The sequence below is a fragment of the Pseudoduganella sp. OTU4001 genome, from assembly GCF_038440195.1.
GTDB lineage: Bacteria > Pseudomonadota > Gammaproteobacteria > Burkholderiales > Burkholderiaceae_D > Rugamonas.
On sequence record NZ_JASATG010000006.1, the window covers coordinates 161,663 to 182,724 of the forward strand.

At 63.0% G+C, this 21,062-nt stretch carries 23 protein-coding genes; 13 read left to right on the top strand and 10 right to left on the bottom strand.

The features are described 5' to 3' along the window. The first annotated feature begins 40 nt into the window (after nt 1-40). Together AAHE99_RS08110 and AAHE99_RS08115 are read left to right on the top strand one after the other, a co-directional pair. The gene (locus tag AAHE99_RS08110) at nt 41-463 is read left to right on the top strand and encodes an NfeD family protein (protein ID WP_342116290.1); all 423 of its coding nucleotides are present in this window, start codon (nt 41-43) and stop codon (nt 461-463) included. 13 nt (nt 464-476) lie between these two features. Next, complete coding sequence (locus tag AAHE99_RS08115) at nt 477-1,397, top strand: SPFH domain-containing protein (protein WP_342116292.1); 921 nt, start codon at nt 477-479, stop codon at nt 1,395-1,397. A 123-nt stretch (nt 1,398-1,520) separates the two neighbouring features. On the opposite strand, the gene AAHE99_RS08120 is transcribed toward AAHE99_RS08115, so the two are convergent. Continuing rightward, entirely contained in the window at nt 1,521-2,975 is a 1,455-nt protein-coding gene (locus AAHE99_RS08120) for a cytochrome C (protein ID WP_342116294.1), read from the bottom strand. A gap of 132 nt (nt 2,976-3,107) precedes the next feature. On the opposite strand from AAHE99_RS08120, the gene AAHE99_RS08125 reads away from it, so the two are divergent. From AAHE99_RS08125 to AAHE99_RS08150, 6 genes are read left to right on the top strand one after another with little or no spacing between them, the layout of a single operon-like run. Next, nucleotides 3,108-4,559: an ATP-binding protein gene (locus tag AAHE99_RS08125; protein ID WP_342116295.1), complete on the top strand. Its 1,452-nt coding sequence runs from the start codon at nt 3,108-3,110 to the stop codon at nt 4,557-4,559. Then, nucleotides 4,556-5,248 (top strand): response regulator, encoded by a 693-nt coding sequence (locus AAHE99_RS08130; RefSeq protein ID WP_342116298.1) that lies wholly within the window; start codon nt 4,556-4,558, stop codon nt 5,246-5,248. Before AAHE99_RS08125 ends, AAHE99_RS08130 begins: the two co-directional genes overlap by 4 nt. Before the next feature lie 40 nt (nt 5,249-5,288). Then, nucleotides 5,289-5,708 (top strand): DUF4259 domain-containing protein, encoded by a 420-nt coding sequence (locus tag AAHE99_RS08135; RefSeq protein ID WP_342116300.1) that lies wholly within the window; start codon nt 5,289-5,291, stop codon nt 5,706-5,708. After that, on the top strand, nt 5,705-6,784 hold the full coding sequence (locus tag AAHE99_RS08140) for a hypothetical protein (RefSeq protein ID WP_342116302.1): 1,080 nt from the start codon (nt 5,705-5,707) through the stop codon (nt 6,782-6,784). Before AAHE99_RS08135 ends, AAHE99_RS08140 begins: the two co-directional genes overlap by 4 nt. 12 nt (nt 6,785-6,796) lie before the next feature. Next, on the top strand, nt 6,797-7,045 hold the full coding sequence (locus AAHE99_RS08145; protein ID WP_342116304.1) for a DUF1272 domain-containing protein: 249 nt from the start codon (nt 6,797-6,799) through the stop codon (nt 7,043-7,045). Further along, entirely contained in the window at nt 7,023-7,868 is an 846-nt protein-coding gene (locus AAHE99_RS08150) for an NAD-dependent protein deacetylase (protein WP_342116307.1), read from the top strand. Before AAHE99_RS08145 ends, AAHE99_RS08150 begins: the two co-directional genes overlap by 23 nt. On the opposite strand, the gene AAHE99_RS08155 is transcribed toward AAHE99_RS08150, so the two are convergent. From AAHE99_RS08155 to smpB, 3 genes are all read right to left on the bottom strand, one after another. After that, a complete protein-coding gene (locus tag AAHE99_RS08155) occupies nt 7,849-8,388 on the bottom strand; it encodes a FlgO family outer membrane protein (protein WP_342116310.1) in 540 nt (179 codons plus the stop codon). The genes AAHE99_RS08150 and AAHE99_RS08155 overlap by 20 nt on opposite strands. After that, nucleotides 8,388-9,074, bottom strand: a complete 687-nt coding sequence (locus AAHE99_RS08160) for a hypothetical protein (RefSeq protein WP_342116312.1) — start codon at nt 9,072-9,074, stop codon at nt 8,388-8,390. Before AAHE99_RS08160 ends, AAHE99_RS08155 begins: the two co-directional genes overlap by 1 nt. A 111-nt stretch (nt 9,075-9,185) precedes the next feature. Beyond that, nucleotides 9,186-9,635, bottom strand: coding sequence for an SsrA-binding protein SmpB (gene smpB / locus AAHE99_RS08165; RefSeq protein ID WP_155456358.1), 450 nt, complete (start codon nt 9,633-9,635; stop codon nt 9,186-9,188). A 67-nt stretch (nt 9,636-9,702) separates the two neighbouring features. On the opposite strand from smpB, the gene AAHE99_RS08170 reads away from it, so the two are divergent. After that, a complete protein-coding gene (locus AAHE99_RS08170; protein WP_342116317.1) occupies nt 9,703-10,134 on the top strand; it encodes a type II toxin-antitoxin system RatA family toxin in 432 nt (143 codons plus the stop codon). Next, nucleotides 10,127-10,408, top strand: a complete 282-nt coding sequence (locus tag AAHE99_RS08175; RefSeq protein ID WP_342116319.1) for an RnfH family protein — start codon at nt 10,127-10,129, stop codon at nt 10,406-10,408. Before AAHE99_RS08170 ends, AAHE99_RS08175 begins: the two co-directional genes overlap by 8 nt. Here AAHE99_RS08175 and AAHE99_RS08180 read toward each other — a convergent pair. The 6 genes from AAHE99_RS08180 to AAHE99_RS08205 all read right to left on the bottom strand — a co-directional run bounded on the left by AAHE99_RS08180 (nt 10,405) and on the right by AAHE99_RS08205 (nt 16,594). Next, entirely contained in the window at nt 10,405-10,701 is a 297-nt protein-coding gene (locus AAHE99_RS08180) for a hypothetical protein (protein WP_342116322.1), read from the bottom strand. The two genes, AAHE99_RS08175 and AAHE99_RS08180, sit on opposite strands and share 4 nt — an antisense overlap. A gap of 68 nt (nt 10,702-10,769) precedes the next feature. Continuing rightward, on the bottom strand, nt 10,770-11,303 hold the full coding sequence (locus AAHE99_RS08185) for a DUF4124 domain-containing protein (RefSeq protein WP_342116323.1): 534 nt from the start codon (nt 11,301-11,303) through the stop codon (nt 10,770-10,772). 59 nt (nt 11,304-11,362) lie between these two features. After that, nucleotides 11,363-13,432 (bottom strand): alpha/beta hydrolase family protein, encoded by a 2,070-nt coding sequence (locus AAHE99_RS08190; protein WP_342116325.1) that lies wholly within the window; start codon nt 13,430-13,432, stop codon nt 11,363-11,365. A 24-nt stretch (nt 13,433-13,456) separates the two neighbouring features. Beyond that, the gene (locus AAHE99_RS08195) at nt 13,457-15,265 is read right to left on the bottom strand and encodes a hypothetical protein (protein WP_342116327.1); all 1,809 of its coding nucleotides are present in this window, start codon (nt 15,263-15,265) and stop codon (nt 13,457-13,459) included. A 9-nt stretch (nt 15,266-15,274) separates the two neighbouring features. After that, nucleotides 15,275-16,180, bottom strand: coding sequence for an ABC transporter ATP-binding protein (locus tag AAHE99_RS08200; RefSeq protein WP_342116329.1), 906 nt, complete (start codon nt 16,178-16,180; stop codon nt 15,275-15,277). Between the two features lie 3 nt (nt 16,181-16,183). Then, a complete protein-coding gene (locus AAHE99_RS08205) occupies nt 16,184-16,594 on the bottom strand; it encodes a GntR family transcriptional regulator (RefSeq protein WP_342116331.1) in 411 nt (136 codons plus the stop codon). A 135-nt stretch (nt 16,595-16,729) separates the two neighbouring features. Here AAHE99_RS08205 and guaB point away from each other — a divergent pair, with 135 nt between their 5' ends. From guaB to AAHE99_RS08220, 3 genes are all read left to right on the top strand, one after another. Further along, nucleotides 16,730-18,190 carry an IMP dehydrogenase gene (guaB, locus tag AAHE99_RS08210; protein WP_342116333.1) on the top strand — a complete coding sequence of 487 codons (1,461 nt, stop codon included), beginning with the start codon at nt 16,730-16,732 and terminating at the stop codon, nt 18,188-18,190. 54 nt (nt 18,191-18,244) lie between these two features. Continuing rightward, entirely contained in the window at nt 18,245-19,846 is a 1,602-nt protein-coding gene (gene guaA, locus AAHE99_RS08215) for a glutamine-hydrolyzing GMP synthase (protein WP_342116336.1), read from the top strand. A 678-nt stretch (nt 19,847-20,524) separates the two neighbouring features. After that, on the top strand, nt 20,525-21,049 hold the full coding sequence (locus AAHE99_RS08220; protein ID WP_342116338.1) for a hypothetical protein: 525 nt from the start codon (nt 20,525-20,527) through the stop codon (nt 21,047-21,049). Nucleotides 21,050-21,062 lie beyond the last annotated feature (13 nt).

Consider the following 21,062-nt stretch of genomic DNA (forward strand, 5'->3'; position numbering starts at 1 on the left):
GCCTATCGGCTGCGGGGGTTTTTTACTTTAGGAGCTTGTAATGGCGGATTGGATGATGTGGGCGATCGGCGCGGGAGTGCTGGTTGGCCTGGAGCTGTTCAGCGGGACCTTTTACCTGCTGATGATTGCCATCGGCTTTGGCGCCGGTGCACTGACAGCGGTGGCGCGGGTCGATACGCCGGGACAGCTGCTGGTGGCCGCGGTCGTTGCGGCCGTGGCGACGCTGCTGCTGCGCCGCAGCCGTTTCGGCAAGACTGCCGCGCAACCGCCAGCCGAAGCCAACCCCGACGTCAACCTTGATATCGGCCAGAGCGTGAATGTGCCGGCCTGGCAGGATGGCGCGGCGCGCGTGATGTACCGCGGCGCCATGTGGGATGTCGAACTGGCCCCTGGAGTAGCGGCGGCGCCGGGCGTGTTCAGGATCCGCGAAGTGCGCGGCAGCCGGCTGATCGTCGGCGTTTAATAAGGAGAAAAGAATGGATATCAGTTTTGGCACCGTCACGATGGTGATTTTCATCGTGGCCCTGGTCTTCGTATTCAAGACCATCAATGTGGTGCCGCAGCAGCATGCATGGGTGGTTGAACGGCTTGGCAAATTCCACGCCACGCTCGGCCCGGGCCTGAACATCGTGGTGCCGTTTGTGGACCGCATCGCCTACAAGCATGTGCTGAAAGAGATCCCTTTGGATGTGCCGTCGCAGGTATGCATTACCAAGGACAATACGCAGTTGCAGGTGGATGGCATCCTGTACTTCCAGGTGACGGACGCCATGCGCGCCTCCTACGGGTCGACCAACTACGTCGCCGCGATTACCCAGCTGGCGCAGACGACGCTGCGTTCGGTGATCGGCCGCATGGAGCTGGACAAGACCTTCGAAGAGCGCGACCACATCAACACCACCGTGGTGAATGCGATCGACGAATCGGCCGCCAACTGGGGCGTGAAGGTGCTGCGCTACGAGATCAAGGACCTGACCCCGCCGCAGGAAATCCTGCACGCTATGCAGGCCCAGATCACCGCCGAGCGCGGCAAGCGCGCGCTGATCGCCGCATCCGAGGGACGCAAGCAGGAGCAGATCAACATCGCCACCGGCGAGCGCGAAGCCGCCATTGCCCGTTCCGAAGGCGACAAGCAGGCCGCGATCAACCGCGCGCAGGGCGAAGCCGCTGCCATCCTCGCCATTGCCGAAGCGACTTCCGGCGCACTGAAGCAGGTGGGCAGCGCGATCCAGCAGCCCGGTGGCGAAGCCGCCATGAACCTCAAGGTCGCCGAGCAATATGTCGAGGCCTTCGGCCAGCTAGCCAAGACCAACAACAGCCTGATCGTCCCCGCCAACGTCGGCGAAATGAGCAGCCTGATCGCCACCGCCCTGCAAGTCGTCAAAACCCAGAAATAACAACAGCCGAGCCCGTGTCCCACCCTGGGGTCACACCCCAGGTGGGACACGGGCTCGTCCGCTGTATGGATGGGCCCGTGTCTCGGTTGGGGTGTGACCCCAGGGTGGGACACGGGCTGGGCTTTAGAGGGCGGCGAGGAAGTTGGCGAGGTCGGTGATTTCCTGCTGGTTCAGGCCCATCTGGAAGCGGCGGTCGTAGAAGCGGACCACGCTGGCCAGGTCGGGCTGGGCGCCGTTGTGGAAGTAGGGTGGGCGGGCGCTCAAGTTGCGCAGCGTCGGGACCTTGAACTTGCCTATGTCGGCCCAGCGGCCGGTCTGCATCGCCTGGCCGGGGTCGGTGGTCTGCAGCTGTTGGCCGGTCGCGTTGTTGCGCAGGGTGTAGAGCGGCGTGTCAGGCGTGCGGAAGCGGGCGTCGGATACGCCGATGTCGATCAGCCTGGTGATTGAGTGGCTGCCTGCGCCGGGGGCGTTGTGGCAGCTGCTGCAGGTGGCGCGTTGCGCTCCTTGCTGGAAACCGGCGGTATTGGTGACGTTGATTGGGCGGGTGTTGAACAGCGCCTCGCCGCGCGCAATCGAGGCTTTGGCCTGGTCGGTGCTGCTGGCGGGCGCCGGCGGCGGTGGGCGGCGCCCGGGGACTGGCTGCGGGGCTGGCGCGGTGGCGAGGTTGCGCCAGGCGCCGTACAGGTTCATCACATTGCGGTTGAATGCCGCGCGGGTACGGTAGTCGCCGTTCTGGAAGTCGTTGATGCCCCAGTAGAAAGTAGTCGCAGCCAGCGCGTCGGGGCCACCGCGGCCGCCGGATTCAGTGAGTACGCCTGCGCTGCGGCTGCTTACCTGGGCCGCGGTCAGGCCCGATTCAAAGTTGACGATGGCGCGCTGTTCGGCGGCGCTCAGCTCCTGCGCTGCTTCGGCGTGGCCGCGCACGGCGTCGCTGGCCTGGCGCAGCAGGTCGGTGTCGATGCTGGCGAAGCAGCGGGCCGGGTTGGCGCCGAGGATGCAGTTGGGGCCTGCGGCGTTCGGTATGGTTTCGCGGGCGTCCCACATCACGGTGCTGAGGAATTTCAGGTTGGCTGATGGCAGCGGGCGGCGGAACAGCGACAGTTCTGCTGCGCTGGCGTAGCCATAGGGGTCTTCAACGCGCACCAGCGAGAATTCGGCATTGGCGGGCATGCCGATGCCGACGCGGATCACTCCTTTGGTGAGCAGCATGCTGTAGGCCAGGCGCTTCTGGTCGATGCTGGCAACGGCGGCGCGCGGCGAATTGGCGCCGTCCACCAGCTTGAAAACGGGGTCGTTGCCGGAGGTGAGCGTGAAGCGCTGCTGCAGGTCGTTTGGGGTCAGCGACCATCCGGCGTTTTCGCTGTGGCAGCTGGCGCAGCTGCGGCCATTGCCCATGGCTTTGAAAAATGGGTTGGCGGTGTCGATCCCGCCGGTGCTGCTCACCGTCAGCGAGGCGCCATTGGCGTTTTCCTTCGGCGTGGTGGGCAGGTTGGCGGCGGTGACTGCGCTGGCGCCGATCCAGGCCGAGAGCAGGGCTGCTGGCAGCGTGAGCAGGGCTAGTCTGGCATTGGTGTTCATTGTTTGCTCCCTTGGTTGGTACGGGTGGAGCATGGCGCCCAAATGTGGAGCAAAAATGGAGCTGTTGGTTTTTGTGCGGGTGGATGTCGCCTCCACAATTCCTGCACGTTTGGCAGGTATGATGTCACTGCTATGAGCATTGCCCGCAAAATCGCCCTCGCCATGATCGGCATCGTTATCCTGTGCATAGGGACGATGGCGTGGCTTAGCACTATCAACCTGCAGCGCGGGTTCATCGCCTACCTGAACCAGGTGCAGGCGCAGGATATGGAGCAGGTCAGCAAGCTGTTGGCCGAGCACTACCGGCGCGAGGGCAGCTTCGATTCCCTGCGCCACCAGCGTGGGCGCTTCCGTGATCTGCTGGACCAGATGAATCCGCAGATCCAGCCCGCCTCCGGCAACCCGCCGCCACCTGAACGTGAACATGAGCGTCCGCGCCGTGGCGAGGGGCCGCCGCGTCGCGCGCCGCCGCCACCGGCGCAGCGTGACCCCATGTCCTTTGCGGCGCGCCTGACGGTGCAGGATGCACAGGGAATTTCGGTAATCGGGCCGCCATCGCCGCCGCCCGGCATTGAGCGCGATATTGTGGTGGATGGCGTCACTGTCGGCAAAATCAGCCTGCTGCCGCTGCGCCATGCGGCGCGCGACAATGCGAGTGCGGCCAGTTTCCTGCGCGACCAGCTGCTGGACATGCTTTGGCTGGCGGGCATCCTGGTAGCGGTGGCGGTGGGTGCTGCGTTCTGGCTGGCGCGCCATCTCCTGCGTCCGTTGCCGGCGCTGCGGCAGGTCAGCGCCCGCCTGGCGCGTGGCGATTTCAGCGCGCGCGTGGAGGTGCGGGGCCGGGACGAGCTGGCGGAGCTGGCCGGCCACCTGAACGCGATGGCGCAGGAGCTGGAGCAGAGCGACCGCAAGCGCCGCCAGATGCTGTCCGATATCTCGCACGAGTTGCGCACTCCGCTCACGGTGATCCGCGGCGAAATCGAGGCGCTGCAGGATGGCATCCGCAAAGCGGGCCCGGAGGCGCTGCAATCGCTGCATGCGGAAGTCCTGCGCCTGAACCAGCTGGTGGAGGAGTTGCACCAGCTGATGCTGGCCGATGCCGGCGAGCTGCCTTGCCATATGGAGCGGATCCGCCTGGGGGCGGCGCTGAAGCCTACACTGGAACGCTTCCGTATCCGTGCGGCCGACGCGGGCCTGGCGCTGGAGTGGCAGCTGGCTGCGAACGATCCGGCCGTGCATGCCGATCCTGCGCGCCTGGCGCAAGTGCTGGTCAACCTGCTGGAAAACAGCGTGCGCTATACCGACAAGGGTGGCGTCATCCGTGTGGCGGTGGCGGCAACCGGCGGCCAGGCGGTGTTGACGGTGGATGATAGCGCCCCCGGCGTGCCGGATGGCGCCCACGGGCAGCTGTTCGAGCGGCTGTACCGGGTGGACTCCGCACGTACCCGCGCCAGCGGCGGCAGCGGTCTGGGCCTGGCCATCTGCAAGGCCCTGGTGGCGACCCACGGTGGCAGCATCGAAGCCCGCCCATCGCAGCTTGGCGGCCTGCAAGTCCGTATCAACCTGCCTTTGGAGCCGAAATGAGCGCCCGCATCCTGGTCGTGGAAGACGATGCCAAAATTGCCGCCCTGGTTGCGGATTATCTGAAGGATGCCGGCTACGATGCGGCCTGCTGCCCGGACGGCGCGCAGGCCCTTGAGCTGGCGCGTAGCGGCCCTGCCTTCGACCTGTTCGTACTGGACGTGATGCTGCCAGGGATGGATGGCATCGCCCTGTGCCGCGCCCTGCGGACGTTCAGCGACGCCCCCATCATCATGCTGACCGCGCGCGTGGAGGAGATCGACCGCCTGCTGGGCCTTGATTCCGGCGCAGATGACTATGTCTGCAAGCCTTTCAGCCCGCGCGAGCTGGTGGCGCGGGTAAGGGCCCATATGCGGCGGCGCGCCCCGGCGGCGGCCGCGCCGGCGCAGGTGGCGGCATGCGCCGGCTTTGTGGTGGACCGGGCGCAAATGCGCGTGTTGCACGCGGGCGTTGCACTGCCGCTAACGCCGGTCGAATTCCGCTTGCTGGCGGAGCTGGTGGACCATCCCGACCGGGTCTATTCCCGCCAGCAGCTGCTCGATGCCGCGCACGAAGACCAGCGCGAAACCAACGACCGCGCCGTCGATTCCCATATCAAAAATATACGTCGCAAGCTGGCCGCCGCGCTGCCGGGCGGCGATTGCCTGCAATCCGTCTACGGAGTTGGCTACCGCTTCGAGCTTCCCCGCTGAAATCTGTACAATTGCGTCTTATACCGAACAGGAGGCGCTAGTGGGAACCTGGGCAATTGGACCATACGGCAATGATTTCGCGCAGGACTGGCTGGAAGATTTGCAGGAGTCGAAAGACCTTTACTTTATCGAAGACACCCTGAACAACGTGCTCCAGGCCGAGACGACCGAGTACCTTGAGGCGCCGTTTGGCGCCGAGGGCCTGGCGGCGGTGGAAACCTGGGCGCGCCTGCTGGGCAAGGGCGGCGCCAGCGACGGGGATTCCGAGCGCGCCGATGCCTGGGTGGCCGACGTGCTGCCGAAGTTCAAGATGCGCACCGATATCGCTGACAAGGCAGTGCGTGCGCTGGACGTGGTGCTGTCCGAAGGCTCCGAACTGCGCGAGCTGTGGCAGGACAGCGAGCATTACGACGACTGGCGTGCTTCGGTCGCCGAGATGCAGCGCAGGCTGTCGGCATGAAGCAGCGCCTGGCAGCAATCCTGCTGGCGGGCGTGACGGCGCTATGCGCTGTGGCGGCCGCCCCCGCCAGCGCGCAGGATCTGGCTTCGTACGTTGACAAGATCCGCCGCATGCCTGCCGCAGCCAACGCCGCCGAGGTCGGCGCCCAGCGGGTCGAGCTGAACGCCGCCTGGCGTACCTTCGGCAACTACCGTGAAGATTCCATCCCGCTGCTGCGGCGCGAGCTGGCGCTTGAAGTGCGCGCCGCCCGTCCCAGCCCGCAATTCCTGCTGGAGGCGGCGTACTTCCTGACAGTCTATGGCGACGACAGCGACAAGCCGCTCGCGGCCCAGGCCGCGCTGGCGATCCCGCCCGGCGCCGCGCTGGACGGCCCGCAGCTGTTCCGGCTCTTGCACGCGGTTGCCGCCGGCAAGGACGTGCGCCTGCTGCCCCTGATCGATAGCGCATTCCTGCGCGCCTCGGTCGCGCTGCCATTGCCGCAGCAAGGCTCCCAGATTGACGATGCCGGCCTGCGCGTGCTGCTGTACGGCCGATTCGGCGCGGCAGGCGAACGCCATCTGGCCGCCGTGCTGCGCGACGAAAGCGTGGTGAAGCAGGCGCTGGACGTGCTGCTGCTGGTTGGCGGCCCGGATAGCGTTGCCGGCGTGCTGCCGCTGCTGCAAAGCGCCGACATGGAAGTATTTACGCGCGCGGTCAATTTCCTGCTGCGCGCCGGCGGGCCAGAAGGGCGCCAGGTGCTGCTGACGTTCAAGCGGCCCGAATTGCCGCCCGAGGGAGTGGAGTTCTTTGTTCCGATCCGCGAGCAGCTGGCCCGTCAGCCGGTCACGCCGCGCGGGCAGGGCGCCATCCCGGACGCCGAAGTACGGCGCCAGCTCGACGCGCTGGAAGCCAGCGACGGGAGCTACGGGGACACCAATCCCGCCGCAATCATCCAGTCCAACCTGCCGAAACAGGAATTGATGGAGCGCCTGACCCGCATCCGCGAACGCAGTTTTGCGCGCGCCACGAATGAAGCGCTGGCTGAAATCGAAACCACTAACGCCCTGCTGAACGCGGTACGCTACCGCGACCAATAAAGGAGCTGCACGATGCTGCAAATGCGACCCAACTGCGAATGCTGCAACAAAGACTTGCCGCCAGGTGCGCAGGATGCCTTGATCTGCTCTTTCGAATGCACCTTCTGCGCCGACTGCGCCAATGACAAGCTGCACGGCAAATGCCCAAACTGCGGCGGCGACTTCGCCCCGCGACCAACGCGTGCCGCTGCCAAGCTGGATAAGTATCCGGCTTCCACCGAACGGATTTTCAAACCGAATGGATGCACTTCCGCCGACTGAGGAAGCGCTGGCCGGATTCCTGGCGCGCCATAGCCGCGTACTGGTCCTGACCGGGGCCGGCCTCAGTACCGCTTCCGGGATTCCCGGCTACCGCGACAGGGATGGTGTGCGGCGCGGCCGTACCCCGATCCAGGGCCCTGAGTTCCGCCGCTCCGACGCCGTGCGGCGCCGCTATTGGGCGCGCAGCATGGTGGGCTGGGCGACCATGTCGCGCGCCGAGCCCAATGCCGGCCACCGCGCCATCGCCGAGCTGGAAGCCAGCGGCCACCTGGCCAGCGTCATCACGCAAAACGTGGACGGCCTGCACCAGCGCGCCGGCAGCAAGCGCCTGATCGAATTGCACGGCAACCTGCACCATGTGATTTGCCTGGATTGCCAGGCGCGCTACACGCGCGCCAGCCTTCAGCCGCAGCTGGAGCGCGACAACCCCGAGCTGGCGAATGTACTGGCGCAGCCGCTGCCGGATGGCGATGCGGCGGTCGAGCCGGATGCGCTGGAAGATTTCCATGCGCCGCAATGCGCGGCCTGCGGCGGCGTGCTGAAGCCGGATGTGGTGTTCTTTGGCAATAACGTGCCCGCCGATCGCACCACGCATGCCATGGCGGAGATGGAAGCGGCCGATGCGCTGCTGGTGGTCGGTTCGTCGCTGATGGTGTTTTCCGGCTACCGTTTCTGCCGCATGGCGGTTGCGGCGGGCAAACCGATCGCGGCCATCAACGCGGGCGTGACCCGCGCTGACGACCTGCTTTCGCTCAAACTGGAATTACCCGCGCAGGAAGTCCTGCCACGGCTGGTGGACCTGCTCAGCGTCCCATCAGCATAGAGCGCACCACGCCGTCCTTGGCGAGTACGAAGTCGTTGGCCGCCAGCACCTGGTTGGTTTGCGGATGTACGACCTTGACGTTGACGAAGACGGCGTCGCTGGTTTCGGCGTAGGAGCCGACCACTACCGCCTGTGCGTTGTGGTTGTGCGCCACTTCGCCGACTTCGCGCGTCAGCATCATTTCACCCATGTGGCGCTTCATGTAGACCGAAGTGCGCAGCTTCATTTCCAGCATGCGCAGGCCGCCCTGGGCCAGGCGGCTGGAAATCTGTTCCGACACCAGGCGGCCCAGCGTGGAGCTCTGGTCCAGCGCGTCGATATTGACCACGGTGGCCATGATCAGCGGCTTGTCGGCGACCAGACGGCCTCCGAGCTGCGTCAGCAGGGCATCGGCGGCTTCGTAGTTGGCGGCGACGAACTTGTTGGACGTGGTTTCAGCGTATTTGTTGGACGGTTCCCCGGTATTGCTGGCGCAGGCGGCCAGCGTCAGGGACAGCAGCACGGCGGCGAAAGCGCGCATCAGCGGTCTCCCTTTACCTGGAAGTTGGTGGTCAGCTGCGGTGCGGCGGCGACGGTGGCGGCAGGAACGGCCGGATTGGCAGGCGGCAGTTCTTCCTTGATGCCATACAGGCCCCGGTCCAGGTCGGACACGTAGTAGGCGCTCGTGCTGCGCGCGTAGTAGCGGTACTGGTCGCTGACCGAAACGGTGATGATCAACTCGGTACGCGGCGTTTCACCCGGCGCGAAAGCGCTGCGGCTCTTGGCCGTAGGGTCCTGCGCGCTGGCCACCCAGACGCCGTTCGAAATCAGGTTGCTGGTAAAGGAAGGCCGGTACTGCAGGCGTTCCGGGCTGAAGGTCAGGGCCTGCACGTCGAGGTCGATGCGCAAGGCGCCGGCCGGCGCGCGGGAAACGACATAGCCATCGCTGACCAGGGACGAGATGATCTGCGTCGTCAGGGCGCGCTGGAAAGGCGTGGCTTGCGGGTTTTCGTGGATGAAGAAAGGGCGCTGCGGGCCTTTCCTCATTTCCTCGACCAGGCGTTTTTCGAGATGCTTGGCAATGGCGCCCCAATGCGCTGCCGCTTGCAGCTTATTCTGTTCCGCGCTGGGGAAATTGGTGGCCAGCGGAGTCGGGGTAAACGGCGGTGCGGCGCAGCCGGCCAGTGCGGCGGCTGCCAGGATCGCGGATGCGGTTTTGCTCAGCATAAATACCCCTCTGGCGTCGACTATCAACCGCCAGAGTGTATCATGGACGTTTCTATTTGGAAACAATTTGGCCGCGCCGTGGCGCAGGCGCTACGCCCCGGGGCGGGACGCTTATCGGCGGTGCTGTTTCATGGCCTGCTGCACCTCGCGGCTGGCGTCGCGGTCCTTCTCGGAGGCGCGCTTGTCGTGCTGCTTCTTACCCTTGGCCAGGCCGATCTCGCATTTGATGCGGCCGCCCTTGAAGTGCAGGTTCAGCGGCACCAGGGTGTAGCCGGCGCGTTCGACCTTGCCTACCAGCTTGTCGATTTCGGCGCGGTGCAGCAGCAGCTTGCGGGTGCGCACGGCTTGCGGGTGGATATGGGTGGAAGCGGTCGGCAGTGCGCTGATGTGCGCGCCAAACAGGTACAGTTCGTTATCGCGAATGGTAACGTAAGCTTCCTTGATCTGAACGCGCCCGTCGCGGATCGCCTTCACTTCCCAGCCTTCGAGCGCAATCCCGGCTTCATACTTGTCTTCGATGAAGTAGTCGTGGAAGGCTTTGCGATTATCGGCGATGGACATGGGTAAAAATGCGTGGGTCGGTTAAACTACGGGTTCTTTGGACAACATCATAGCAAACGGTTACTCAATGGCAGTAGTGCATAAGTCGGTATTCCTGGGATACAGCGCCGAGCAAATGTTTGATTTAGTGGCAAAGGTCGAGGATTATCCCAAATTTTTGCCCTGGTGTGGCGGAGTTGATGTCCGCGAACGGGGTGAGAATAGTGTTGTGGCCAGCGTTGGGATCAATTTTCATGGTGTTAAGCAGCATTTCACGACGTCCAACTCGAATACGCCCTTCACTGAAATCCGCATGAAACTGGTCGACGGGCCGTTCAAGACGCTGGACGGCACCTGGACTTTCAAAGCCCTGCGCGAGGATGCCTGCAAGGTCGAACTGGACCTGCACTATGAATTTTCCAGCAAGCTCCTGGAGCAGGTGATCGGCTCCGTGTTTGGCATGATTGCCAACAGCATGGTGGATTCCTTCTGCAAACGCGCCGAGACTGTGTATGGCTGACCGTATCAAGGTAACGGTGTGCTACGCACCGGCTTCGCAGCCTATCCTGTATGCGCTGGAGGTGGAGGAGGGCACGACGATCGGCCAGGCCATCGAGATCAGCGGCATCCTGCAGGAAGCGCCTGAAATTAACCTGGTGACCATGCCGGTGGGGATTTACGGCAAGAAGAAGACGCTCGATACTGTACTGCGCGCACGCGACCGCGTCGAGATTTACCGCCCCCTGATCGCCGACCCCAAGGACGCCCGACGCCGCCGCGCGAAGAAGGCTTAAAGGATACCAGCTAGTTCCAAGAGGGCGCCGATAACCGCAATTTGCGTTGCAAGGAAGACCATTGCTGAGAAGCGGCGGTCGCGGTGAAATTCCTGGCGCAACGCCGCATCGTTGCGATCCATGCGCTCCTGTAAAGCATCGATCTGTTTCCGCTGCGCTTCAAAGCCTTGTTCCATACGTGCGAAGCCATGCTCAATGGTTTGCCGCATGTATTTCACCGCCTCCTCCAGTCGCGTAATACGTACCTCGTGGTTAAAGAGATCCGGATGTTGCGCAGATTCATTGCCGTTCATGGTCGCCTCCAGTGTGTGATTGTCTCTTCACGCACCCTTTGACACCATCCGAGCCGGCGAGTTCCCGTCTATTTGCAGGTTTTATCGTAAGTGCTGCGGTCTTCCTGCAGGCGTTTGGCGCGGTCGGCGTCGGTCAGGAAGCCGCGTTCGCCTTTGCTGTCCACTTCAGAAATGCGGACTCCGCTTTCCAGCAGGTCGATATTGCGTTTGGCGGAGCTGCAGTACTTGGACTTCTCGCTGGCGCGGTTGGCTTCCTCTGCGGCTTTGGCGGCGCTTTCGGCGGCGGCTTTCTGGCGCTTGTTGTAATCGGCATTGCGTTCGGCCAGCGTTGGCTTGGGTGGCGGCGCTTTGGCGTCGCCTGCGGCGGCAGGTGCGGCTTCTTCACCCTCGGCCGGGGCGGCGGCCTGCTGCTGGCGCATGTCGACCGGCCCGGCGCCGCGCGGCGCTTTCAGGATGCGGTTGGCCGGCGTGCCGGGTGGCGGCGGCTGGTCGGACAGCTGTTTGACGCCTTTCTCATTCACCCACATCCACTGTGCCTGGGCAAGGGAGGTGCAGGCGATCAGCGCGGTTGCCAGCACAAGGCGGGTAATTCGTTGATTCATAGGGGGATTTCCTTGGGTGAGAGTGACAATTTCACCGCGAAATCCCCCGCCTGTCAAATTTATTTCCTGAAAGCATTGTTGAGCTTGATATTCTGCTCCAGATAGCGGCACAGCTCCGGCGCACAGGGTTCTGGCGCCGGGCCGCCCAGGTAGTCGTGCAGCAGGCGCTCCAGCAAGTGGACGTAGGCCAGGCGGACGATGGGCTTGCGTGGATTGTGGCCTTCGGCTGGATCAACCAGCAGGGAGACCGGCTTGCCAGCCGCTTGCAGTTTCGCCGCGTACTCGTTGACGCTGGAAATCTCCACCTTGTCGTCTTTGCCGCCAGCCAGCATCACGAGTGGACGCACCAAGCGCGCGGTGCCCGCCATCGGCGCGTCCTTGCGCAAGGACGCCATGGCCGCTTCATTGGCCGGGCTAATGCCCATTTCGTTGAAGCGCATGCTGGTCGGCAGGTCTTCGGTTCCCGCCAGGTTTTCAGCAGTGGCGAGCTCGATCACGCGGCTGAAGTCTGGCGGCGGCACGGTCGCAAAACCGAACTGGAATAGTTCCGGCGTGTGGGTCAGCGCCAGCAGCGAACTATAGCCACCGAACGAGCTGCCCATGATTGCCAGGCGCGCCTTGTCGCCAACACCGTTGTCCAGCAGCCACTGCAGGCCCTCGATGATGTCGCGCTGGACGCGCCCATTGCCGAAGTCCATGCCTGCCGCCAGCATGTATTTTTCGCCATAGCCGGTCGACGCGCGGAAGTTGGGCTGGAAGACCGCCACGCCGCGGTTGGCCAGCCATTGCGCCAGCCAGTCGTACTCGCCATCGAAGCGGGACCACGGACCGCCGTGTACCAGCACCATCATTGGCGCTTGCGAGGCGTCGGCCCCGCGCGGCAAGGTCAGGTAGCCGTGGATGGTTTTGCCATCCGAGGCGCGGTAGCTGATGGCGTGCTTCTCGGCCAGGACGCCTGTGGCCAGCGGTTTGCCCAGGGCGCGCTCCGCCTGCAGGATCTCCTTCGTTTGTCGCGACGCGCTGTCATACAGCCAATAGCGCGGCTGATGCGCTGTGCCGCCAGACTCGGCCACCAGCCAGCGCTTGCCGCCGGCCGATGGGGTCAGGTTTATATTGCTGTCAGCAAAGCGTTCGCCGATGTCTTCCAAGGCGCGCTTGGCGGATGGATCCACGGCGTAGCTGCGGCGCAAGGGCAGGTCGTAGCTGGCGGACAGGGTAGCGCCGCTGTGCGGGTCGGTGACGACCATGCGCAGGTCGGCCAGCGCGCGCGGGTCGCTATGCAGCAAGCGTTGCTTGCCGCTTGCGGCATCTACTTCCACCAGCGAGGTGCGGTCACCCTGGTAGCCCATGAGCATGACCAGGCGCTTGCCGCCCGGCTTGATCTCGACCATCGAGCAGGGGCGGACTGGCTTGCAGCGCATGACTTCTTTCCAGCCCCCGCCATCGCGGCGCGAGATGATCTGGCTGTAGTCGGCAGCCAGAACCTTGATGAACTGCGGCTGGCCCCTGGTATCGAGCAAGGCGTCGCGCAGCGGGGCGCCTTCATACAGCTGCTCACGGCTGCCATCGGCGGCGTAGCTGAATAGCTTGTAGGTGCCGGCCTTGCGGTCTTGCTCACTGGCGAGCAGGTGGCGCGGGCGGCGCAGGTCTATGTTCAGGACCTTGTTTTCGCGTGTGGCGTCGAAGCTGGCGACTTTGGTGACGTTGCCGTCGGCGGGGTTGACGGCGTGGATGCCGCCGGCGTCGTCGACGAAGATGGCGCTGCCGTCGGTGGACCAGCTCAGGGCGCCACGCGGGGCTTCCTTCACCAAGACGCGGGTGGCGCCGCTCGCGACATCATGCAGGTTAAGGCTGGCGGCTTGGCCGGCTTGCAGCAGGAAGGCGATGGATGCGCCGTCCGGCGAAAGGCGTACTTCGCGCATGACAGGACGCTGCACCAATGCATCCAGCGTCAGTTTGGGCGCGGCCGCCAGCTTGGCGTTGTGTGCCGCGATGGCGCGCAAGGGATCCGCCGCCGGTGTCGTTGTGGGGCTGGCGCTGGCCGCAAGCGGCACCCCGAATGCGAGCAGGATTGCACAAACTTCAGGGCGAGCGAGGGCCGCCCGCCCGTTACGGGGCGAGAAAATCATGGGAGTCTCCTTGTGGTTAAAAGATCAGATTGGGGCGCCGATGGCGTTCCCTGATAATGGGACCGGCATTCGTGCATGGCGCGCTTCCATGGCAGCCAGGCAGATGAAGGCGGCCGGTCCGAAAAGGGCGCATGCGGCAAGCCAGGCGGCGCGGCGGGCCTGGCTGGCATGGGTGCGCCGCTGCCACCACCAGCCGGCAAGTGTGGATAGCAATGCCGCCAGCACTGCCGCTGCCCACGCGCCGGCAGGCCGGGGCAGGTCGAGTGGCAACGGCTCGAATATGCCTGGATTGGCCAGCAGGCGAAGCGGCAGCGTATCGACTGCATGCAGGAGCGGCGACGTCCACCAGTCCTTATGCTCGAACAAAGTCGGGAAATCATGGGTCAGGGGGCGGCGCGCGACTTCCACCGCCCGGCCATCCGGCGCCACATACAGGATCACCTGGTCGCCAGCCGGCACGCCGTCGATCAGGCGCTTGCCGAAGAGGAAGCTGGCCAGGATGCCATCGTCCAGGTTGGTGACTTCCACACTTGCCAGTTCTGCGGCCGGGCCGGGCAGTGCGATACCGAACAATTCGCGCAGGCTCTGGCCACCTTCCATGACGATCAAGCGCTTGGTGGTGACCACGTAGTGGCGGGTCGCCTTGCCGGTGACCGTACCGCCAAGCAGGATTTCATCGTCCGGCACGCGCAGGACGGTGCGCCATGACATCGAGGCCGGGTGGTATGTCGCGGCGCTGTGTGGGAGCACGGCGTGCACTTGTCCCGATTCGCTTTGGTCCACCAGGGGCAGCGAATCCACCGCCAGGAAAGCCTTGCGCTCGCCTGTGAACGTGTTTCGGCCGATGAAGCCGCCGGCATCCTGGCTATATGTCCATTGCAGCTTATTGGCTGGGTCGCTGAACTCGTGCGGCGTGATTGGGCCGACTTGGTTGCGAATTGGGTAGCGGTCCAGGTAAACCGGGCTCGAATGGGTGTTACCGGCATTGATGGCGGCACGCCACTCCACCGCGCGCGGGTGTTGCGAGCCGGCGAGGCCGAGTCGCATCAGGTGCTCGGGTTCGCTGCGTACCGCTTCCGTAAAGCCGCCGGCAGGCGGCACCTCCGAGTTCAGGGGGTGCGAGCCATGCAGGATGGCGGCATACTGGTACACCATCGAGCCGCCCCAGGTCAGGAGAAAATAGCTGGCGAGCAGCAGTGGCAAGGCGGTAGCCAGCATGGGGCCGGTGCCGCGCGGCGCTGCATGGTGGTTGGGCCGCATGGCCGTCGCCACCATTGCGGTCAGCAGGACGATGCACAGCGCATCCAGGACCAGCAGTTGGTAGACTGATGTGATATAGAACAGCATCAGGAAAGGCAGCAGCACGATGGTGGCGCTTAGTTTGCTGCGGCTCAGCATGAAGTAGCCGGCGCATAGCCAGGCGCAGACGGCGAACAGGGTGCCGTGGGCGACAACTGCGTAATGATAAGTATCCACCACCCGTGTGGTCAGCATCTGCGTGCCAACCAGGGCCAGCACGCCGGGAAGTCCGATTACCAGCGCGATCAGGGTTGCCGATGCGCCGCCTATGGCGGCCGCAATGTGGCTGGCCGCCATAGGCCGGTGCATTAGCCAGATCCAGCGGTTGGGTTGGCGATAGGTGCCGAACTGGTACAGGCCGAACCCGAATGTGAGCAAGAGCTGGATGAACATGACCAGCAACTGCCTGTGCGCATGCATGTGCATCAAGTCGGTAAAGCGCAGCACCAGGAACAAGGCAAACAGGTGCAGCGGCGCCGCGATCAAGGCCGCGTTGCGGAAGCGGCGCAGTTCGGAAAGATAAAGCTCGCGCATGTTGTCTCCTCAGGCGGCACGTTTGGATGAAGCGTGGCCACGGCTTAGGAAACCGTTGACCGCGCGTTCCAGCGTGGTTGGCATCGACTGCACGGTGCGCGCGCCCATCAGCTTGAGGCGGGCGCCGAATTCTTCCGGCTGGTCAAATACAGTCAGGTGGGTCAGGCCGTCGATCTGCTGTACTTCCAGCAGGCCCGGCAGGTCGCCCAGGTCGGGCGCCTTGAACGGAAACTCGGCAACCCATACACGCACCTGCTCGCAAAAGTCGTCCGGCGCGGACATGTGGCGCAGGCGGCCGCGTTCCATGATGACAAGGTTGTCGGCCACGCGCTCGATCTCCTCCATCTGGTGCGAGCAGTAGACCACGGTAGCGTCGTTGTCGAGCGCGGTGAACATCAGCGATTCCAGGAAAGCGCGCTTGGCGACGACATCCAGGCCGAGGGTCGGCTCGTCCAGGATCAGCAAATCCGGGCTTTGCGCCAGGGCCAGCGCCAGGCTGACACCAGCGCGCTCGCCGCGCGACAGCTGCGCGATGGGCTGCTCCGGCAGTACATTGAAATTGCCGACCACCTCCTCGAAACGCTCCTGGTTCCAGCGCGCATACAGCTTGCGCTGCATGGCGGTGACTTCGGAAACGCGCAGCCAGCCGGGCAGGGCGTGTTCTTCGTTGACGAAGCCGATACGGCCGCGCAGCGCCGGCGTCAACTCCGCGCTGTCGCAGCCCAGGACCGCTGCGCGGCCAACGGTTGGCGTTTCAAAGCCAAGCAGTATGCGGAACAGTGACGACTTGCCCGCGCCATTCGCGCCGACAATGGCGTGGATGCCGCCGCGCGGCAGTGCCAGCGTCAAATTATCCAGGGCCAGCTTGTTCTTATATACAAGGCTTAAACCCTCGGTCTGGATTACATAGTCCATGGTTTATGCAGTCTTTTTAGGGGTCAGAAAGGAAAGCTCCTCATCGATGCGGCGCAGTACGTGCTCCTTCGGCACATCCAGCGCAATCACATCGCCGACGAAACGCTGTACCGCTTCATCCAGCCGGCGTTCGCGCTCTTCCGGCGCCAGCACCTGGCGCGGCGGCGCGACGAACAGCCCAAGCCCGGCGCGCGCATCGAGCCAGCCTTCGGCCGCCAGCTCGTTATAGGCCTTGGCCACCGTATTGGGATTGATGGTGAGCTGCTGCGCCAGCCCGCGCACGCTGGGCAGGGCAGCGCCCACCGGCAGCTCGCCGCTGGCGATCAGGCGCCGCACGCCGTCCACGATCTGGCGCGTGATAGGGCGCGGGTCGCCCGGCGTAATTTGCAGCATCAAAGGGGTTCGGCGGCTCATTGTTTAACTCCACTGTACTAGTACGGATAGTACAGTACTCCGGTTCCCCGGGCGTCGTCAACTGGTTTATGAAGATTGCCAAGACGAAATCGCGCAAATTCTGTATAATCTGCTTTTGCGCCTATAGGAAATACTATGCGTCTGCTCCAAAAAGCACTCACTTTCGATGACGTGCTCCTCGTCCCTGCGTATTCCAACATTCTTCCTGCGGATACGTCCCTCAAGACTCGCCTGACCCGCAATATTTCGCTGAACATTCCCCTGCTGTCCGCAGCAATGGATACCGTCACCGAAGCCCGCCTGGCAATCGCCATGGCGCAAGAGGGCGGCATCGGCATCATTCACAAGAACCTGAATCCCAAAGACCAGGCGCGTGAAGTGTCGCGTGTGAAGCGTTTCGAGGCTGGCGTGCTGCGTGACCCGATCACCATCCCGCCGGACATGAAGATCCGCGATGTGATCGCGCTGACCGAGCAATATGGTATTTCCGGCTTCCCAGTAGTACAGGGCAAAGAAGTGGTCGGCATCATCACCAACCGCGACCTGCGTTTCGAGCAGGAGCTGGACGCCGAAGTGCGCGCCAAGATGACCCCGCGCGAAAAGCTGGTCACCGTCAGTGAAGGCGCCAGCACCGACGAAGCCAAACGCCTGATGAACAAGCACCGCCTGGAGCGCGTGCTGGTGGTGAACGAAGCGTTTGAACTGCGCGGCTTGATCACCGTCAAGGACATCCAGAAATCCACCGAACACCCGAATGCATCGAAAGACCAGCACGGCAAGCTGCTGGTTGGCGCGGCAGTCGGCGTTGGCCCGAAAGATATCGAGCGTATCGACCTGCTGGTAGCGGCAGGCGTGGACGTGCTGGTGGTCGACACCGCCCACGGCCACTCCCAGGGCATCCTGGACCGCGTCAAGTACATCAAGACCAAGTACCCGCACGTTGACGTCATCGGCGGCAATATCGCCACCGCAGCGGCAGCCAAGGCGCTGGTGGAATACGGCGCGGACGCGGTCAAGGTCGGCATCGGCCCAGGCTCCATCTGCACCACCCGTATCGTGGCCGGCGTTGGCGTTCCGCAGATCACCGCGATCTCGAACGTGGCCGAAGCACTGAAGGGCACCGGCGTGCCATGTATCGCCGACGGCGGCATCCGCTTCTCCGGCGACATTTCGAAAGCACTGGCAGCCGGCGCATCCACCGTGATGATGGGCTCCATGTTCGCCGGTACCGAAGAAGCGCCGGGCGAAGTGATCCTGTACCAGGGCCGTTCCTACAAGTCCTACCGCGGCATGGGCTCCCTGGGCGCGATGGCCGATGGTTCGGCTGACCGCTACTTCCAGGACGCCAGCGCCAAGCAGGACAAGTTCGTACCGGAAGGCATTGAAGGCCGCGTGGCCTACAAGGGCTCCGTGCTGGCGATCATCTTCCAGCTGGTGGGCGGCGTGCGCCAGTCCATGGGCTACTGCGGTTGCGCCACCATCGACGAACTGAAAGAGAAGGCAGAATTCGTCGAGATCACCTCCGCCGGCATGCGCGAATCGCACGTGCACGACGTGCAGATCACCAAAGAAGCGCCGAACTACCGCTCCGAATAAGTAATACCGCAAAGCGGCGACCAAGTGTCGCCGCAATTTTTTTTTGCCCTCCCTATGCACTCTAAAATCCTCATTCTCGATTTCGGCTCCCAGGTGACCCAGCTGATCGCACGCCGCGTGCGCGATGCGGGTGTGTTCTCCGAGGTTTATCCATATGACGTGGATGATGAATTCATCCGCAATTACGGCGCGTCCGGCATCATCCTGTCCGGCTCCCACAACTCCACCCTGGAAGGCGATTCGCCACGCGCGCCACAGGCAGTGTTCGAAGCCGGCGTGCCGGTACTGGGCATCTGCTACGGCATGCAGACCATGGCTGCGCAGCTGGGCGGCAAGGTGGAGAACGGCCTGGTACGCGAATTCGGCTATGCTGAAGTGCGCGCCCGCAACCACACCGCGCTGCTGAACGGCATCAACGACTTCGTCACCGACGAAGGCCACGGCATGCTGAAGGTCTGGATGAGCCACGGCGACAAGGTCCTGGAAATGCCGCCTGGCTTCAAGCTGATGGCGTCCACCGACTCCTGCCCGATCGCCGGCATGGCTGACGAAGAGCGCAAATTCTACGCCGTGCAATGGCACCCGGAAGTGACCCACACCGTGCAGGGCAAGGCCATGCTGAGCCGCTTCGTGCACGAGATCTGCGGCGCCAAGGCTGACTGGAATATGCCGGACTACATCTCCGAAGCCGTGGAAAAGATCCGCGCGCAAGTCGGCAAGGATGAAGTGATCCTGGGCCTGTCCGGCGGTGTCGATTCCTCCGTTGCTGCGGCACTGATCCACCGCGCCATCGGCGACCAGCTGACCTGCGTCTTCGTCGACCATGGCCTGCTGCGCCTGAACGAAGGCAAGATGGTGATGGACATGTTCTCCAAGAACCTGGGCGTGAAGGTGATCCAGGTTGATGCGACCGAGCAGTTCATGGGCCACCTGGCTGGCGTGACCGATCCTGAGCAGAAGCGCAAGATTATCGGCCGCGAGTTCGTGGAAGTGTTCCAGGCTGAATCGGGCAAACTGGTGAACGCCAAGTGGCTGGCGCAGGGCACCATTTACCCTGACGTCATCGAGTCCGCCGGTAAAGGCAAGAAGGGCCAGACCATCAAGTCGCACCACAACGTGGGCGGCCTGCCGGAAACCATGAAGCTGCAGCTGCTGGAGCCGCTGCGCGAACTGTTCAAGGACGAAGTGCGCAAGCTGGGCGTGGCCCTGGGCCTGCCGCACGAGATGGTGTATCGCCATCCATTCCCAGGCCCAGGCCTGGGCGTGCGTATCCTGGGCGAAGTGAAGAAGGAATACGCCGACCTGCTGCGCCGCGCCGACGCCATCTTCATCGAAGAACTGCGCAACACCCCATACGAAGGCGCCTCGATGCCGGGCGAAGAAGCACCGAAGAACTGGTACGACGCAACGTCCCAAGCCTTCGCCGTGTTCCTGCCGGTGAAATCGGTTGGCGTGATGGGCGATGGCCGCACCTACGATTACGTGGTAGCCCTGCGCGCCGTGCAGACCCAGGACTTTATGACCGCGCACTGGGCACACCTGCCGCACTCGCTGCTGGGTAAGGTGTCCAACCGCATCATCAATGAAGTGCGTGGCCTGAACCGCGTGGTGTATGACATCAGCGGCAAACCACCTGCGACTATCGAGTGGGAGTGAGTTGTTAAAATACTAATATTGTATTTTAATTCACTATGCTTGGTTAAGGCCCTGTTTTTACAGGGCTTTTTCTTTTAACTCTTCGTTCGCAAGCCACCAGCTTTTCGCCGTAGTTCATAATTCGAAAACAATTATAGTCGACGATTGACGTACTCATTTTGGGTTTGGGTTCACTTTCCTCCTGCACACACACTGCAGGGGTGCTCGCCTACGGCTCTTCTTTCTAGCTAATATTCTCCTATTGAATCAATAGGTTACAGTTCTTTCCAACGTTCGTCATTGACTTGGTATGAACAGAGTATGAAAACTCGTGACATTAAACTATGGGGGCGCGTTACGTTTCGTTTTCCAAACCTTGGAACTTTGTCCAGGCCTGTCAAACGCGGTCGCACGGTCTGGGTTGGCAATTTTGGGGTGGTTACGCCACGCTTGAAAGGACTGCCCTTCCTTGCTGCTCCACCGCTGGCTGTTGGCTGTATATGATCGGTAGATGCCGGGGGGAGGTGCAGGATATCCGGGGGGAGAGGTTCGGCTTTGAAGTTGTGTTAGTGTTGAGTGCGAAACACGGCGCGCGATATGTACCTTTTTTGCATCATAGTTTTATTGTGGAAATTTTAGGCTAGTATTCAATGACGGAGCTGCGACATGAGGTTGAACTTTGTGTCTAAACTGCGAGGTATGAGTACCCATTGGCGAGAATGGCTCGTGGGGCTTGGATTGTTTGGTTTGGCTTGGTTGGTCGCTGGATCGTTTGCCTATTGGGCGGTCGCTTCGGGTCGAGGGCATTGGCTCGAACTCTTTAATGGCGCGACTTGGCCGCCGCAATTTTTGGAGACGAACGCCTTGGCTTCACAGCAGTTGAACAGGTCGTTCATGTTTTTCCTGGTGCTTGGGCTGCGAACGGTTCTGAATCTGGGTGTATTGTTCACAGCTATACTGGCGATATCAGCGTTCTACTTGGTTTCTAGCGGTCAGTTGAAGGAGTGGATTATGAGCAAGCTAAATTCGGTATTAGCGACTCGCGACATCGCGATGGCTGCTTATCTGGAGCACGCGCTCGACCAATGCAAAGTAGAACTGTCGAAAGAGCAGCGCGAGGAATTGTATAGGGCGGCAGAGGCATTCCACGCAACGGAAGCAGGTAAGGCATTCCAAAAGTCCTCAAAAGACGCTGTCGCGCAAGTGCAGCAACAAAGCGCTTAGTTTGCAGATCCCG